Here is a 14533-nt window from a genome sequence, read left to right as displayed (position 1 = left end):
TGCCGCTTATGCTCTCACTCCGGCCTACTTATTCCTCGATCTGGTCTAACTTATCAGCATAATATTGAATGGCACGGGAGTACTCCTGTAATGTTATGTCTGCGGTCGTTTCAGCCAACTCCATGAGCAACCCCTCCATGGCCTTCCCGTGTTCCCCCAGATTATATAACACCATAGCGTAGAATACCCGAAACGGTCTGTAATCCGGAAATTCGTTCATTCCTGTGTCCAACCACGCTTTCGCCTTGGCGTAATCCCCTATTACACGATATGTACTGCTTAATCCTAGGATGGCTCCTCTCCTGGAATCTGCGGCTAATGCCATACCTAGGCTTTTTTCATAAAAGGGAACCGCCTCCCTTTCCATGCCCAATACGTCGTGCGTCCAGGCTGTCTGATACCATAACTCCGCTTCTTTCGGCTCCTGCTCAAGGGCCTTTAATAAAAGCTCACGTGCTTCCATTGCCTGTCCTGTACGTCTTAGATCGCTGACTTTTGCAATCATTTGTTCCATGCTAATTCCCCACTTTTTTCTTGACTATTTCCTTGAGATACATGTTACCCGACATTTGAATACGATGTAAATGGAGATTCTCAAATATAATGAAGCGCACAAAAAGACTCTCCGCTTAGGAGAGTCGTTATAGTCCGTTGTTACGACTTATTTAACCTTCAACGATGCTGTACTCAATATTCCCGCTACACGTTGCGTGTCGAAAATACAGGAAAGCTCCTCCACTGCTGTCAAGTACAGCAGGCCGTTGCCCTCCAGCTTAGGAGAATTGCCGAGTGGAATTGTGCGTTTGATGAGTTGGGCGTATAATTCCGGTTCGGTGAGATCACGCTCAAAGCTCGCATTCGCCAGCTGCTTAATCAACGCCAATGCACCTGCTACGTGCGGAGTAGCCATCGATGTTCCGCTAAAGGTCGCATATTTCCCGCCCGGAACTGTGGACAAAATATCTTCTCCTGGTGCAACCAAATCCACCTCATTATTAGAATTACTGAACTCTGAGGCGTGTCTGTCAAAGTTGATAGCACCTACGCTGATCACTTCATTATAGCAGCCAGGGTAGCCGAGCTCGTCCGTTCTGTCGTCACCGTCTCCCTCATTTCCAGCTGCACAGATGACCAGGATTTGGCTGGCTACAGCCTTTTTTACTGCTTCATGAAGCTCAGGCACATCCTCAGGGCCACCAAGCGACATTGAGATGATGTCTGCCTTTTGCTCAATCGCATAATAGATACCTTGGATGATCCAGTCATATTGACCGGAGCCCTGCTTGTTTAGCACTTTGATGATGAGCAGATCTGCCTCTGGGGCGACACCTACGACACCATTCTCATTTTCCGCTGCCGCAATGGTTCCTGCCACATGTGTACCGTGACCGTTGTAATCCTTGAAATTTTCCGGATCACCTTCATCATCATCCGTGAAATTGCGGCCACCAATAATGCGTGCCTTCAGATCCGGATGGTCCGCATCACAGCCCGTGTCCAGTACCGCCACCTTTACTCCTCGGCCTCGAGTCTGGTTCCATACCGCAGGTGCCTGGATCATCTCCACCCCTCGCGGTATTTCATTCACTTGTTGCTCCTGCTTGATCACTTGGTAAGGAATGATATGCACTTTACGTTCCATCTTATTCCCTCCTTCATGGATTCAATTGGAAACCATCCGTCTTTGAAACTTTGAAAACCTCTACTGCATTCGAGGTTACTATATTCTAGCAATTTTTGAAAAGTTTGAACATCCCAATTTGCTTATTTTTGCAAAAAAAACAGACATCAACCAAATCAATTGGGAAATGTCTGCCTCTATGAGCCTTAGATTGATTCCGCTTGTAGCTCAGCCTTAGATAGCAGCGATTTGTGCTGCCATTTCCGGCCTTTCCAGCGTAAATAGTGAAAAATACCTCGTACCCATTCATCGCATGCATGTGCAATCCACACACCCAGCACACCATATCCCATATGAATGCCTAGCACATATGCTAGCGGGATTTTGATCCCCCACATTGAAATAATGGCCATCATTAAGGGGAACTGAACATCTCCTGCTGCTCGCAGGGAGTTAATGACCACGTGATTGAACACACGGCCCGGCTCCAGCAATATACAGAACAACAAAATCGCTGCCCCTAATTGAATGATCGCTGGCTCGTCCGTAAAGATCGCCATCACTTCATATCGGAAAAAGGATACAGCCACGATCACAGCAATCGTAATGACTAGTGACCATTTCAGGCTTCGTAAAAGTTGATGATATGCTTTTTCCTTATCTCCAGCTCCAATCAGGCGAGCCACAATAATTTCGGTTCCCTCGCCGACGGCCATTCCAAATACCATAAAAAAATACACAATCGTATTCGTATAGAAATGAGTTGCAATCGCTGTTGTACCCATAAAGCTGACAAATCGGGTCACCATCATTTGGCTAAGCTGATAAGACAGCCACTCCAGCCCGGCAGGAATACCAATTTTCAGGATCGCCACCAGCTTGCTCCATTGAAGCTGTACATAATATTGGATACGAATCGGCGCACTTACACGTTTGTACAGCAGGATAAAAATCCACACACATGCGACGACGCGGCTAATAACCGTTGAAATCGCTGCTCCCGCCACTCCCATTTGCGGCAGACCAAACCAGCCGTATATGAGCAATGCATTTCCCACAACATGCAATATATTCATACCAATGCCTACGATCATCGTATCTTTGGTAAAACCATGCGAGCGAATGACCGGCCCTGCGGTTAGCATAAGGGCTTCCAGAAACAGCGAACCCCCTGCCAGCATCATATAGATTTCTGCATTTTCCTTAATGGTCGGAGTAATATGATAGAAGGATAGTAAAAAATCCCGGCTCACGATAAACATCAAACTCAGCGCCAGGCCAAATACCAGATTAAAGGTTAGTGCCGATGCGGTAACACGGCTTGCGTCCACATGCTTTCGCGCACCTAATAACTGAGCAATGATCACACCTACTCCAAGACCAAGCAGATTGAAGAGTATAATCGTAAATTCAATTAACTGTCTGGATACACCGACAGCCGATACAACCTCATCTGAAACATGGCTAAGCATGAACGTATCCACGCTACCCATTAAAATATGAAATAGCATTTCTATGAAGATCGGCCAAGTAATCGCGAAAACCGTCATCGTTTTAACGGCCTGCGCTTGCTTGGAGCCACTTTCCTGCGACAATGACATACTTCTGTATTCCTCCCGCTTCTGTATGTAAATCCAAATTTACTCATACATTTTTTGATAACGCTTACTTATTCGTAAAAAGTCATATGTTTTTTATCATTTTTATAGTATTCCAAGCGGTCCTGCAATTGTCCTGTGTGGAATTCGAACTTGTGTCCGTCTGGATCTGTAAAATAGACTGATCTTTTATCCTGTTCATTTCGCTCCCGTCCGGGCAGAATGGGGAGATTAAGAGTTTTCAGCTTGTTTAGCATACTTTCAAAATCCGCTTCCGCTACTGAAAATGCAATATGCGTGTAGGAATGATGGATTTCATTTCTCGGAATATCCTCTTCCACATTGAGAGCCAACCACATTCCCAGGCAATCCAGATAAGCCAGCTTGCGTCCTTTAACGAGCAGTTTTCCATCTAGTACATTTTGATAGAATTGTATAGACTTCTCCAAATTAGACACCGAAAAGCAAATGTGATTCCATCCTTGTATGCTCATGCTTCCTATTCCTTTCAGCGAACCCTGTTCAGCCAGTAGTTCCATGCTTCTGTATATTGGTCTAGATCTTCCGGATGATGGCGAATGCAGGTAGCTATACGAAAGTATAATCCCTGCAGCACTTCCCTGTTCAGCTCATATTCCCCTATCATCTCTGGACTAAGCTTCTCTACCGCCGGCAAAATGGTATCGATGGTCAGCCTATCCGGTGAAGAACAAAAGGCATATATCAAATCATACAGAGGTTCTCCCACCACTGGATCAGGGTCAATAATACCTGTCAATGTACCATTTTCGGCAAACACAAAATTATGTACTCCGAAATCGCCATGAAGCAAATATTTAATATTCCGTTGCGGTGATCCGGCCACAAGAGTATGGATGAACCGATGATTTTCTGAGGGTAAGACGTCTTGTATAATCTTTTCGGATTCTTTTGTTCTGTGGAGCAAAAAATCTCTCCATTCCACAAACGGATGATCCGAATAACCATACTTGCGTTCCTCTCGAAGGGATTTGTAGTGTGCAATGACCTCTGTCGCCAGACTGAGCAGCAAATCACCCTTATTTCTTTCACTATATTGCCTAGTGAACCCTGGCTTGAACGCATATACCAAATAACGATGTAGGGAATCTACATAAATCACTCGAGATAGCTTCTCAATCTGTGCATAGGTAAGCAAAAATTCTGCCTCGGCTTTTACAATCGCGGGATCATTTTGCTTAATGACATATCGTGGCCTGGTACCGTCCATGACAACAACCACTTCACTCGAAGTTCCGCCAGTCAGCGGTTTGAGATTTTGCATATGGCTTTCAAGCACGCCTGCTTCATACAGCTCATTCAGGATAAATTGAATGTCCATGTAAAACCTCCCTATGCATCTGATCCATAAATAATACGACAAATAATGCGGCTGGCGCTTCGGATTGCTAATCTAGCCCACCTGTTCGCCAGCCATTCTTTTCTTACAAATATATTTTTTCATGCTCCGCATAGATTTCAAGCGCCCGCTCCATCTTATGGACATAGGCCTTATCCTGACTGGTACATAGAAAAGTGACATGTCCCTCCTGCAATTGGCCCGTTGTCAACGGAGCTGCCAGTAAATTACGCTCGGACAGCACCTGTTTCAAGCGTTTGACCGTTCCCTGGCTCCCATCAATGAGCTGAATATGAGAAGGCAGCAGTTCTCTCAAAATTTCCTTATAAAATGGATAATGTGTACATCCCAATACGACCGTACCATAGACGTCTAAGTTAAACGAAGACAGCTTATGGTTAAAATAATTGAACAATTCCGTACGGTCAAAATTCAACTGTTCGCAATATTGTACGAGCTCCGGCAAAGGCAATGAGTCCACACTTCCGTGATCGTCAACTCTGGATACTAGTGCCGCATAACCGGATTGTTTTAATGTCAACGGTGTCGCCAGCACCAGAACTCTTTTACCATTGGCTCGGTTCATCTCGACTGCTGGCTTCACGGCTGGTTCCATTCCGATAATCGGAAATTTATATTCCTTCCTTAGCTCCGCCACCGCGATACTTGTAGCCGTATTGCAGGCAATCACCAATGCCTTAATATCCTCTTTTAGAATCGTTTGCACCGAAGCCTTGACATAACCAAGCACCTCTTGGGGTGTTTTCGTTCCATAAGGAACATGAAGCGTATCCGCCATGTAAACAAAATTTTCGTTTGGCAAACGTCTTAGCGCCTCAGACAATACTGTAATTCCACCCAATCCCGAATCAAAAAAACCTATCTTCAAGCTACTCACCTTTTTTCGTTCAACTATGGTGTTAAATCTTGATGGCACCATGTTCATTTCCTTCCTCGCCTATCCAAGCACACTCTTCATTAGACTTTACATTTAAATTTTACCGCAAAACTGATATTTTGCAAAAGAAACACGTAAATTTCACAGTGTAAAAAATAAAGCAGCTTTTCAAAGTAAATTTAATATAGAAGTGTTGACAGATATTATCTTTATATTGTAATATTACGTGGTAACTTACTAACTAAACTTACTTATTCAACTTACTTAGGGGGAAATAAATCATGTCTAAAGTATTATTTGTCAAAGCTAATGATCGTACAGCTGAAGAATCTGCAACAGTTAAATTGTATAACGCATTCGTGGAAAGCTACAAGTCTTCCCACCCATCTGATGAAATCACTGAACTGGACCTGTTCTCCGTCGAGCTTCCTTATCTGAACGCTAACATGATCAACGGCACGTTCAAATCCGCAAGAGGCATGGAGTTGAACGCAGAAGAAGCTCGCCTGGCAAACATCGCTAATGGTTACCTGGATCAATTCTTGGCAGCAGACAAAGTCGTATTTGCTTTCCCGCTCTGGAATATGACGATTCCAGCTGTACTGCACACATACATTGACTACCTGAACCAAGCAGGTAAAACATTCAAATACACTGCTGAAGGTCCTGTAGGTCTTGTAACTGACACTAAAGTAGCCCTGTTGAATGCAAGAGGCGGCGTTTATTCCGAAGGGCCTGCTGCTGCTGCTGAGATGTCTTTGAACTTCATGAGCAACATCTTAACCTTCTTCGGTGTTAAAGACATTGTGAAGGTTGTACTGGAAGGACATAACCAAGCTCCTGACCAAGCACAAGAGATCGTTGCTTCTGCCGTACAACGTGCAGTAGACGCAGCAAAATCGTTCTAATTATATATATGAAAAAAAGAGGATGTCCGCACCCTTTACGGGATGGAAATCCTCTTTTTTTTGATACAAAATACAAAAACACGTGCTCCCCTGATCTGTGATCAAGTAAGAAGCACGTGTCTGTATGAGCTTACCTCTATTTAAGGAATGAACTGCTGCACGATTTTTACAACCCTACCGTCACGAAGCGTAACATGGTATGGAAATTGGCTGAGGTCCAGAACATCCTTTTTAGCAAAATCCTTCTCAAACTGTGCCAAAGGAATGGATTCGTTCCATTGCACGTCTGTGTCTTCTATATTCCCTGTGTGGTCATAAATCTGCACCTCTACCGTAGCATCTGGTGCAACCTGATACACGTCATTTTGTACGGAATTGTTTACGATGTAGTAGCCATCCGGCGCTCCATCCAATCCTGTATTTCCTTCATGCTCCACAAATGCTTTGTCTGCTGCTGCGCCTTCGTACCATTCAATCGGGTCTGCTGACAAATAAATTTGTCCATCGCGAATGTCCATTTGGTTTATATATACGGTCTCCTGATTTTCAGCAGCTGCTACAGGTGTGTAGCCTTGCGCTGTTGCCCCTGCCGTCGTAATCAGCATCATCATCAAAGTCAATACGGTCCATTTCGAAGCTAATTTCATCATGTCTGATCTCTCCTTGCCGTTTGGGTATGTACACGGTGTCTGTAAGCTTCATTACCCTTGTGTACCTATCATAAACTTTGAACGGTTAAAAAGTGTATCAGATACATAAAAAATAAGTTACGATTTTTTAAGACTTGGTCTTAAAACTTGATGACATGTCCTAATTTACCTTTGTTATTTTAGTAATCCCACCTGACGTGCCTGTTCCTCGGTGAGAATAAACTCTTCATTTTGCCATACCTCGTCCTCTTTGGTTACAGCAAACATCCCCATAATCTCTGTCCAGATTCCTTTGTCGGCGGCTTCCTTTTGTGTAATGATTATTTTCATATGAATCCCATCCTCCTTAAGAATGCGTGCAATGTGTAGCCCACTGCGCAAACAGATGGTTTCTCCGATCGCTACTCCAAATCCAACTGCCCGCTTCGTTACTCAGCTTATCCTTGCCATTCTCATCTTTCATGAATTTGTCCAAAACAACAACGATCTAACAAACTGATACCAATACTCAGACTAAAATATATCTTTTCGTTTCAAAGCTCCAACCCTTATATATGGGAGCCACAGTGCTTGTCCTAAATTGCAAAAGGGATAACTGTTCCGCTTATAACATATGTACCCTTTTCCCACCGAGATTATTCGTATTTTATTTATGATCTTAAAACTTTATATTACTTCCGTGGGTAATGATCTATTTGGAACGACTGGGTATAAAATAAAAACGGCTGCAGTTATCCTACAAGCCGTTTCTACTAATAAATTTTTATGTTTGGTCCGTTCTCGTAGCGGTCACAAGCCGCATACCGTTACTTCAATAATTCTGATGTTTTTGCCCTATTTTTACACGGAAAAGTAAAATGGCTGTACGCATACAGGCTTGGACACAGTTACTTGTTGTCCAGTATAGGTCAAGCGGCCGCTTGCCTTGTCCACTTTGAAGGTAACAATATTGTTGGTGTCGCGGTTAGCCACGAGCATATAATCACCATTAGGTGTCAAAGCAAAATGACGCGGATGCTCGCCTTCAGCAGATACATGCTCCACTAGACTCAGCTTGCCTGTTGCAGCGTCTACAGCGTACACTACGATGCTATCATGTCCACGGTTGGAACCGTACAGATAAGCTCCATCCTGTGAGATCGCAATTTCTGCAGTTGTGTTTTCGCCAGTAAAGTCAGACGGCAATGTCGGTACACTCTCCAACTCAGTAAGCTTACCAGCTTCTGCATCATATGCGAAAGAAGTAATGGAAGAATCCACTTCGTTAATAACAAAAGCAAATTTACTGTTCGGGTGGAACGTCAAGTGACGTGGACCTGCACCTGCATGGGTTTTTGTTTCACCGTGCAGCACCAGTTGCCCTTTGCTGTCATCAATGGTATAAATACGGATCAGATCCAGTCCAAGATCTTGTACGAACAGGAAGCGGCCGTCCGGGCTAAAGAAGCTGGAATGTGGATGTGGACGATCCTGACGCTCAGGATGCGCTCCTTTGCCCTCGTGCTGTTTAACATCCAGCAACTCACCGATACGTCCGTCCTCAGTCAGAGAGACCAGCCCTACCATACCTCCGTGGTAGCTGACCACAATCAGGTAACGATCGGATGGATCACGCTGAATATGACAAGTTGTGGAGCCTACGTTTTCCGCACGATTTAGCAATGTAAATGTGCCTTTAACCGGGTCAATTTCAAAAGCAGAGGCTTCGCCTACCTTCGCTCCTGCAGCGGAAGTTGTCTCGCCAATAGAATACAGCTTCCGATTTTTAACGTCCACATTTAGGAATGTAGGATTTTTTAAGCCGGAGAACTCATCCTGTAGTGTCAGGGCTCCTGTCTGTTCATTAAAAGTATACGAATAAACTCCGTTACCTTCCAATTCGGCGTAAGAGCCTGCGAATACGAGCAATTTTTGTTGTGCTGTCATGGTTGTGTCCTCCTTGGATTAAAAAAATGATGGGCAATTGGAATGATTGCTCCTGTTACAGATATTGCTTTAAGAGGCGCGCTCCACCACAGGCTCTGTAGACAATGCTACATTTCCTGCTACGGCACGCGAGATCATGCATGAGGTTTCAGCCTGCTCTGCAAGGCGCAATGCTTGTTCGATTTGTGATTCTGCTGCATCGACGGACAATAGAACTCGCGGACGATGCACGATTCGGCGATATGTAAAAATGTTGTTCGTTACATCGACGATCCCTTCCGATTCCAGTGCCAGTGATACCACCGGGAGACTGGCACGCTCCATCATCGCCGCCAAAGTAATCAGATAGCAGGTAGCAGCTGCACCGAGCAGCATTTCATCCGGATTGGTGCCCACACCAGGGCCTCCCATCTCAGCCGGAATCGAAATCGCTGTTTGCAACTGTCCGGCCTCAATACGCCCGTCGCTGTTGCGCCCCCCGTTCCAGTCTGCCTTGAGCAGAAAGGTATGCTCCATTTCAGGTCACTCCTCTCTCTTGTATTATGAATCTTTACACAGGTGAATGTAAAGGTTAGTCAATCTCCTGATTTTTAGTTTCGGTACCCAGCAACCATACAGCAACTGCTCCGATCAGGATCGCTACGAAGAAAATCGCAAAGATAGATGGTAACGCTATGCCTTGTCCTACGAGTATACCAACCACAAAAGGCCCGATTACGCCCCCAATACGGCCAAATGCAGCTGCCATACCCACACCGGTAGAACGGGCAGACGTTGGGTATAGCTCCGGGGTATAAGCATACATGGCGCCCCATGCACCGAGATTAAAGAAGGACAAGCAGATACCAGCAGCCAGCAGCATCCCTGCCGTTTCCGAAGTTCCAAACCAAATAGCGGACACTGCTGTGAGCAACAAGTAGATAATTAGTACAAATTTGCGACCCAGCTTTTCAATCAGATAGGCAGCGGTAAAATAACCTGGTAATTGTGCAAGTGTCATGATTAGGACATACTCAAAGCTTTTAACCAGCTCAAACCCTTTCATAAACATTATGCTTGGCAGCCACAGGAACATGCCATAGTATGAAAATACAACTGTAAACCATAAAATCCACAGCATTAGCGTAGACTTGCGATGGGGTCCTGACCAAATCGCAGCCAAGCGTGCACGTAACGGAAGTTTGACGCTTTGCTGTTTGTATCGCGGTGAATCCTCAATAGCTCTGCGCAAATAAAGAGCGTACAGGGCAGGTACTGCGCCGAGAATAAAGGCAAGCTGCCAACCATATTTCGGAATAACAAAATAGGCAATAAGAGCCGAAAGAATCCAACCTGCCGCCCAGAAGCTTTCCAGCAGCACAACCGCTCTCCCTCGTTCTTTCACAGGCACTGATTCTGACACCAGTGTCGAAGCAACAGGCAATTCTCCACCTAAGCCTGCGCCAGCAATAAAACGCAGCACCAGCAGCATACCGAGGCCTGTAGCCAAAGCAGACAAGCCACTGGCAATGGAAAAGATCAACAGGGTCCACACTAATATAGCGCGTCTGCCGTAACGATCTGCCAAAATCCCTGCCAAAGCAGCCCCAAATACCATTCCTATCGAATTCATTGCAGTCAGCAGACCAATCTGCTCTGATCCGAGATGCCACTCCTTAGCCAATGCTGCAACTATAAATGAGAGCAGCCCCACATCCATAGCATCAAACAGCCAGCTAAGTCCTGCACTAAACAGCAATTTCCTTTTTTTGGCTGGTGGTAATGAAGTTAATTCACTCATGATCCGCTCTCCCTTAAAAATGCATCGTATGTAGACGTATATTCAGGTGTCTTGTCACCTGTAGTCCAGACTCTATTGTACCGCAAGCTTCCTCAATCCGCGAGCATTTTAACGCAGAAAAAAACGGAAGATTGCCTACGGCAATTCTCCCGCCTTCTGGAACCTGCCACTTACCGGTTTTGGACCAGACCGATGATCGTCACCATGAGCACCAGCAGCTGGATGAGTGTATCGTTACTCATTCCAATCGCCTCCATCCCATATGAGATACTCCTTCGGCCGTTTCCCCTCTCCCCGGATTATGACGCTTGTTCCCCACTACATACCTATGCAGGTGGCGGGAAGCTTATGATCAATATTAGACACAAATCTTCAAACATACATTTAAGGTTTAATCCAGGACCACTGCAAATCCATTTCCTGAATGCATTCACGACTATCATGTTCATCATTAGCCACCAGCGGGGTCACCGGATAGATGCTCATATCACCTTGCTCATACGTGCGCAATAAAGGCAGCAACTCATCAATGTTCTGGAGCGACGGATCTAGCCATGAATCTATTTGGTCTACTTCCAAAATAGCGGGCATACGGCTGTCAAATTCACGTATATCCGTATTAGCTTGAACCGTCATCATCGTACAGGTGCGTAACGGTTCCTTTCGGCTATCCTGCCATATCTCATATAGCCCCGCGACCGCAAACATTTTCTGTTCCGGCAATACCACTCGGACGGCACACATGCGTTTTCCTAATTTTCGCCAATAATAAAATCCATTGCACGGAATAATACAGCGACGGGTTTCCGCCATCTTGCGATAACTGGGATTTACCCGAACGGTATTCAGGTCTGCATTGACACAATCCTTGCCCCAATAGGGAATAAATCCCCAGCGAAATTCATCAAGCACCCGTTCTCCATCCTGATGCAGCACGATTGGAACATGCTGGGTGGGACTCATGTTATAACGTGTTTTATAATAATACATGACACGTTGTATACCAAAATGATCCCTGACCTCATCCAAATCTGCCGATAACGAAAATCTTTTGCACATATGCAATTCATCCCTCCGCCTTTTTTTACCTATTGTGCGGATATACAAGGAAAAATATGCATAAGGAAGAATTTTACAAAAATCTGATACTCAAAAACATATAGCAATATCCCCGCAGTCATGAAGCTACGGGGATAGATACTAACTTATATCGTTATTACTTCTTCTCTACAGCGTGGCCGCCAAATTCATTGCGCAGTGCAGCAACTACTTTTCCGTTGAATGTATCGGCATCCAGCGAACGGTAGCGCATCAGCAAGGACAAGGCAATGACCGGAGTTGCTGCCTGAAGATCCAGTGCTTCCTCAACTGTCCATTTACCTTCGCCGGAAGAGTGCATAACCCCACGGATTTCGTCCAGGTTTGCATCTTTGGAAAATGCGCGTTCTGTCAAGCCCATCAGCCAAGAGCGGATAACGGAACCGTTGTTCCACACACGCGCTACTTGTTCGTAATCAAAGTCAAAGTTACTTTTCTCCAGCACTTCAAAGCCTTCACCGATGGATGCCATCATGCCGTATTCCACACCATTGTGAACCATTTTCAGAAAATGTCCGCTACCGGATTTACCTGCATACAGATATCCATTTTCCACCGCTGTATCGCGGAAAATAGGCTCAACAACTGCCCAAGCTTCTGGATCGCCACCGATCATATAACAAGCACCGTTGCGCGCGCCTTCCATACCGCCAGAAGTTCCTGCATCCATGAAGCTAATACCATATTCTTTCAGACGGGCATGGCGAGCAATGGACTCTTTGTAATGAGAGTTTCCGCCTTCGATAATGATATCTCCTTTGGACAACATCGGTTGAAGCTGATCCAGTACAGAATCAACAATTTGGTGAGGAACCATAATCCACAGCACTCTAGGGGATTGAGTTGCTTGCACAAGCTCTTCCAAAGTAGAAGCACCCTTAGCTCCATATTCCTTCATTTCTTGGATTGCAGTTGCGTTGACGTCATAAGCCACAACTTCATGCTTATGATCGATCAGGTTTTTTCCAAGATTCAAGCCCATTTTTCCCAAACCAATTAATCCTACTTGCATTATAAAGGCCTCCTGCCGTAGCAAATATATATTTTGTATACACTTTTTTTATGTTGGGTTAAGCACGAACGACTGTTTTTTCAGAGCTTTCGGACTTTTCGTCCAACCACCATGTAAAGCCTTGTTCTTCCAACAATTGATCTGAAGCTTCTGGACCGTAAGAGCCTGCCGCATACGTGTGAAGCGGAACTTCACCACGGGCAAAAGCTTCCAGTACTGGTTGAACCCACACCCATGAAAGCTCCACTTCGTTCCAATGAGCAAAAAAGGTGGAATCACCGCGCAGCGCATCATAGATGAGGCGTTCATAGGCTTCTGGAACATCCTTGGCCTCGGAATGATAATTCATCAGAACCGTCTCCAGCTGGCCATTGTTCAGCGGATCTCTACTGTTCAAACGAAGTGTTACTTTTTCATCCGGGTTAACATGGATGATCAGCAAGTTCGGGTCTGTAGGCTGCCCTTGAGCAGCATAAGGATCTGTGTTGTCCTTTTTAAATTCCACGACGATACGAGTGGATTTTTCTTTCATGCGTTTGCCAGTACGAATATAGAACGGCACACCCGACCATTGTTCATTATCAATCCAAAGACGAGCTGAAATGAACGTATCATTTTGCGAATCAGGTCCGATGTCCGGCTCTTCTTTATAGGATGGAACTGCTTTTCCGTTGATTTCACCTTCGGTATATTGTCCTCTAACTACGTTGGATTTAATATCGGAAGGATCGAGGGCACGAAGCGCGTCCATCACCTTACTTTTCTCGTCCCGCACCTGGTCAGCTGTGATATGTCCCGGTTTGTCCATCGCCGTCATCATCAGCACCTGCAGCATGTGATTTTGTACCATATCACGAATAGCACCGGAGTGATCGTAGTATCCTGCTCGCTCCTCTACACCTACAGTCTCAGATGCGGTAATTTGCACATTGGCAATGTACTGGTTGTTCCATATCCCTTGAAGCAATGGATTAGCAAATTTCAAGGCTTCCAGGTTTTGAACCATGGGCTTACCTAAGTAATGGTCAATACGATAAATCTCATCCTCAGCAAAGGTTCTGCTCAGGCGATCATTCAGCTCACGTGCCGATTCCAAATCATGCCCAAATGGTTTTTCAATAATGAGTCGTTTCCAACCCTTCGTTTCAGCCAAACCACTTTCCCGAATGTTGTGGGCAATCACATCAAAAAATTCCGGTGCCACCGATAAATAAAACATGCGGTTCCCCGGAATTCCCAAGTCATTTTCACGTTGCTCAGCAAGCTGTAGCAGCTTTTTATAATCTTCCGGGTGGTTAACGTTCAATGCGCTGTAACGGAAAGCACTTAAGAACTGATCCATCTGTGCACGGTCTTCATTCACATGTCTGGAAAAATCCTTAATGGATTGCTCTACATTACTTTGAAATTTCTCGTCTGCCACTTCACGACGCCCCATCCCAATTACAGAAAAGGAAGCCGGAATTTTACCTTCTACAAACAAATTATACAAGGCAGGGTAAATTTTGCGTTTGGCCAAATCCCCTGTCGCTCCAAATAAGACAAATGTCATTGAATCCATGAAATATTCCTTCTTCCCATTATAAAAGATGAGGTTATTAAAAGTTACCTGAGGAATTAACGTAACCCATAATACACCCAAAATAAGGGGCAAGTCAATCAAA

General features: G+C 45.0%; 15 protein-coding genes. 1 reads left to right on the top strand and 14 read right to left on the bottom strand.

The features are described from left to right. Positions 1–28 precede the first annotated feature (28 nt). The 6 genes from MMB75_RS11420 to murI form a co-directional block, all read right to left on the bottom strand. Entirely contained in the window at positions 29–514 is a 486-nt protein-coding gene (locus MMB75_RS11420) for a tetratricopeptide repeat protein (RefSeq protein WP_045243831.1), read from the bottom strand. A gap of 147 nt (positions 515–661) precedes the next feature. Next, positions 662–1642 (bottom strand): S8 family peptidase, encoded by a 981-nt coding sequence (locus MMB75_RS11415; protein WP_045243832.1) that lies wholly within the window; start codon positions 1640–1642, stop codon positions 662–664. Between the two features lie 185 nt (positions 1643–1827). Then, positions 1828–3222 carry an MATE family efflux transporter gene (locus MMB75_RS11410; RefSeq protein WP_025364701.1) on the bottom strand — a complete coding sequence of 465 codons (1395 nt, stop codon included), beginning with the start codon at positions 3220–3222 and terminating at the stop codon, positions 1828–1830. A gap of 68 nt (positions 3223–3290) precedes the next feature. After that, positions 3291–3713, bottom strand: a complete 423-nt coding sequence (fosB, locus tag MMB75_RS11405) for a metallothiol transferase FosB (protein WP_277507702.1) — start codon at positions 3711–3713, stop codon at positions 3291–3293. 14 nt (positions 3714–3727) lie between these two features. Next, positions 3728–4579: an aminoglycoside phosphotransferase family protein gene (locus tag MMB75_RS11400; protein WP_025364700.1), complete on the bottom strand. Its 852-nt coding sequence runs from the start codon at positions 4577–4579 to the stop codon at positions 3728–3730. A 103-nt stretch (positions 4580–4682) separates the two neighbouring features. Then, positions 4683–5537, bottom strand: coding sequence for a glutamate racemase (gene murI / locus MMB75_RS11395; RefSeq protein WP_045243833.1), 855 nt, complete (start codon positions 5535–5537; stop codon positions 4683–4685). Between the two features lie 239 nt (positions 5538–5776). On the opposite strand from murI, the gene MMB75_RS11390 reads away from it, so the two are divergent. Continuing rightward, positions 5777–6403, top strand: a complete 627-nt coding sequence (locus MMB75_RS11390; RefSeq protein WP_016821060.1) for an FMN-dependent NADH-azoreductase — start codon at positions 5777–5779, stop codon at positions 6401–6403. Positions 6404–6543: 140 nt separating this feature from the next. Here MMB75_RS11390 and MMB75_RS11385 read toward each other — a convergent pair whose 3' ends face one another. The 8 genes from MMB75_RS11385 to zwf form a co-directional block, all read right to left on the bottom strand. Continuing rightward, positions 6544–7053, bottom strand: coding sequence for a hypothetical protein (locus MMB75_RS11385; RefSeq protein ID WP_019687054.1), 510 nt, complete (start codon positions 7051–7053; stop codon positions 6544–6546). Positions 7054–7227: 174 nt separating this feature from the next. After that, entirely contained in the window at positions 7228–7383 is a 156-nt protein-coding gene (locus MMB75_RS11380) for a hypothetical protein (RefSeq protein ID WP_013370850.1), read from the bottom strand. A gap of 510 nt (positions 7384–7893) precedes the next feature. Next, a complete protein-coding gene (locus MMB75_RS11375) occupies positions 7894–8979 on the bottom strand; it encodes a lactonase family protein (protein ID WP_017428338.1) in 1086 nt (361 codons plus the stop codon). Positions 8980–9048: 69 nt separating this feature from the next. Then, entirely contained in the window at positions 9049–9495 is a 447-nt protein-coding gene (locus MMB75_RS11370; RefSeq protein ID WP_025364698.1) for an OsmC family protein, read from the bottom strand. Positions 9496–9550: 55 nt separating this feature from the next. Continuing rightward, a complete protein-coding gene (locus tag MMB75_RS11365) occupies positions 9551–10759 on the bottom strand; it encodes an MFS transporter (protein ID WP_017428336.1) in 1209 nt (402 codons plus the stop codon). A 384-nt stretch (positions 10760–11143) separates the two neighbouring features. Further along, positions 11144–11818: an SOS response-associated peptidase gene (locus tag MMB75_RS11360; RefSeq protein WP_017428335.1), complete on the bottom strand. Its 675-nt coding sequence runs from the start codon at positions 11816–11818 to the stop codon at positions 11144–11146. Positions 11819–11975: 157 nt separating this feature from the next. Then, entirely contained in the window at positions 11976–12869 is an 894-nt protein-coding gene (gene gnd / locus MMB75_RS11355) for a phosphogluconate dehydrogenase (NAD(+)-dependent, decarboxylating) (protein WP_025364697.1), read from the bottom strand. 58 nt (positions 12870–12927) lie between these two features. Beyond that, positions 12928–14430, bottom strand: a complete 1503-nt coding sequence (zwf, locus tag MMB75_RS11350; protein ID WP_025364696.1) for a glucose-6-phosphate dehydrogenase — start codon at positions 14428–14430, stop codon at positions 12928–12930. Positions 14431–14533: the final 103 nt, after the last annotated feature.

This window comes from Paenibacillus sp. P2(2022), from assembly GCF_029522175.1.
GTDB classification, from domain to species: domain Bacteria; phylum Bacillota; class Bacilli; order Paenibacillales; family Paenibacillaceae; genus Paenibacillus; species Paenibacillus polymyxa.
The sequence above is the reverse complement of the archived record's forward strand: the minus strand, read 5'-3'. Positions and strand labels throughout refer to the sequence as shown.

Excerpts from the sequence above, each read along its gene's own strand:
- MMB75_RS11370 (WP_025364698.1), bottom strand. The coding sequence starts at position 9,495 with ATGGAGCATACCTTTCTGCTCAAGGCAGACTGGAACGGGGGGCGCAAC.
- zwf (WP_025364696.1), bottom strand. The coding sequence starts at position 14,430 with ATGGATTCAATGACATTTGTCTTATTTGGAGCGACAGGGGATTTGGCC.
- MMB75_RS11400 (WP_025364700.1), bottom strand. The coding sequence starts at position 4,579 with ATGGACATTCAATTTATCCTGAATGAGCTGTATGAAGCAGGCGTGCTT.
- MMB75_RS11360 (WP_017428335.1), bottom strand. The coding sequence starts at position 11,818 with ATGTGCAAAAGATTTTCGTTATCGGCAGATTTGGATGAGGTCAGGGAT.
- MMB75_RS11380 (WP_013370850.1), bottom strand. The coding sequence starts at position 7,383 with ATGAAAATAATCATTACACAAAAGGAAGCCGCCGACAAAGGAATCTGG.
- MMB75_RS11365 (WP_017428336.1), bottom strand. The coding sequence starts at position 10,759 with ATGAGTGAATTAACTTCATTACCACCAGCCAAAAAAAGGAAATTGCTG.
- MMB75_RS11420 (WP_045243831.1), bottom strand. The coding sequence starts at position 514 with ATGGAACAAATGATTGCAAAAGTCAGCGATCTAAGACGTACAGGACAG.
- MMB75_RS11375 (WP_017428338.1), bottom strand. The coding sequence starts at position 8,979 with ATGACAGCACAACAAAAATTGCTCGTATTCGCAGGCTCTTACGCCGAA.
- MMB75_RS11390 (WP_016821060.1), top strand. The coding sequence starts at position 5,777 with ATGTCTAAAGTATTATTTGTCAAAGCTAATGATCGTACAGCTGAAGAA.
- gnd (WP_025364697.1), bottom strand. The coding sequence starts at position 12,869 with ATGCAAGTAGGATTAATTGGTTTGGGAAAAATGGGCTTGAATCTTGGA.
- fosB (WP_277507702.1), bottom strand. The coding sequence starts at position 3,713 with ATGAGCATACAAGGATGGAATCACATTTGCTTTTCGGTGTCTAATTTG.
- MMB75_RS11415 (WP_045243832.1), bottom strand. The coding sequence starts at position 1,642 with ATGGAACGTAAAGTGCATATCATTCCTTACCAAGTGATCAAGCAGGAG.
- MMB75_RS11410 (WP_025364701.1), bottom strand. The coding sequence starts at position 3,222 with ATGTCATTGTCGCAGGAAAGTGGCTCCAAGCAAGCGCAGGCCGTTAAA.
- murI (WP_045243833.1), bottom strand. The coding sequence starts at position 5,537 with ATGGTGCCATCAAGATTTAACACCATAGTTGAACGAAAAAAGGTGAGT.
- MMB75_RS11385 (WP_019687054.1), bottom strand. The coding sequence starts at position 7,053 with ATGATGAAATTAGCTTCGAAATGGACCGTATTGACTTTGATGATGATG.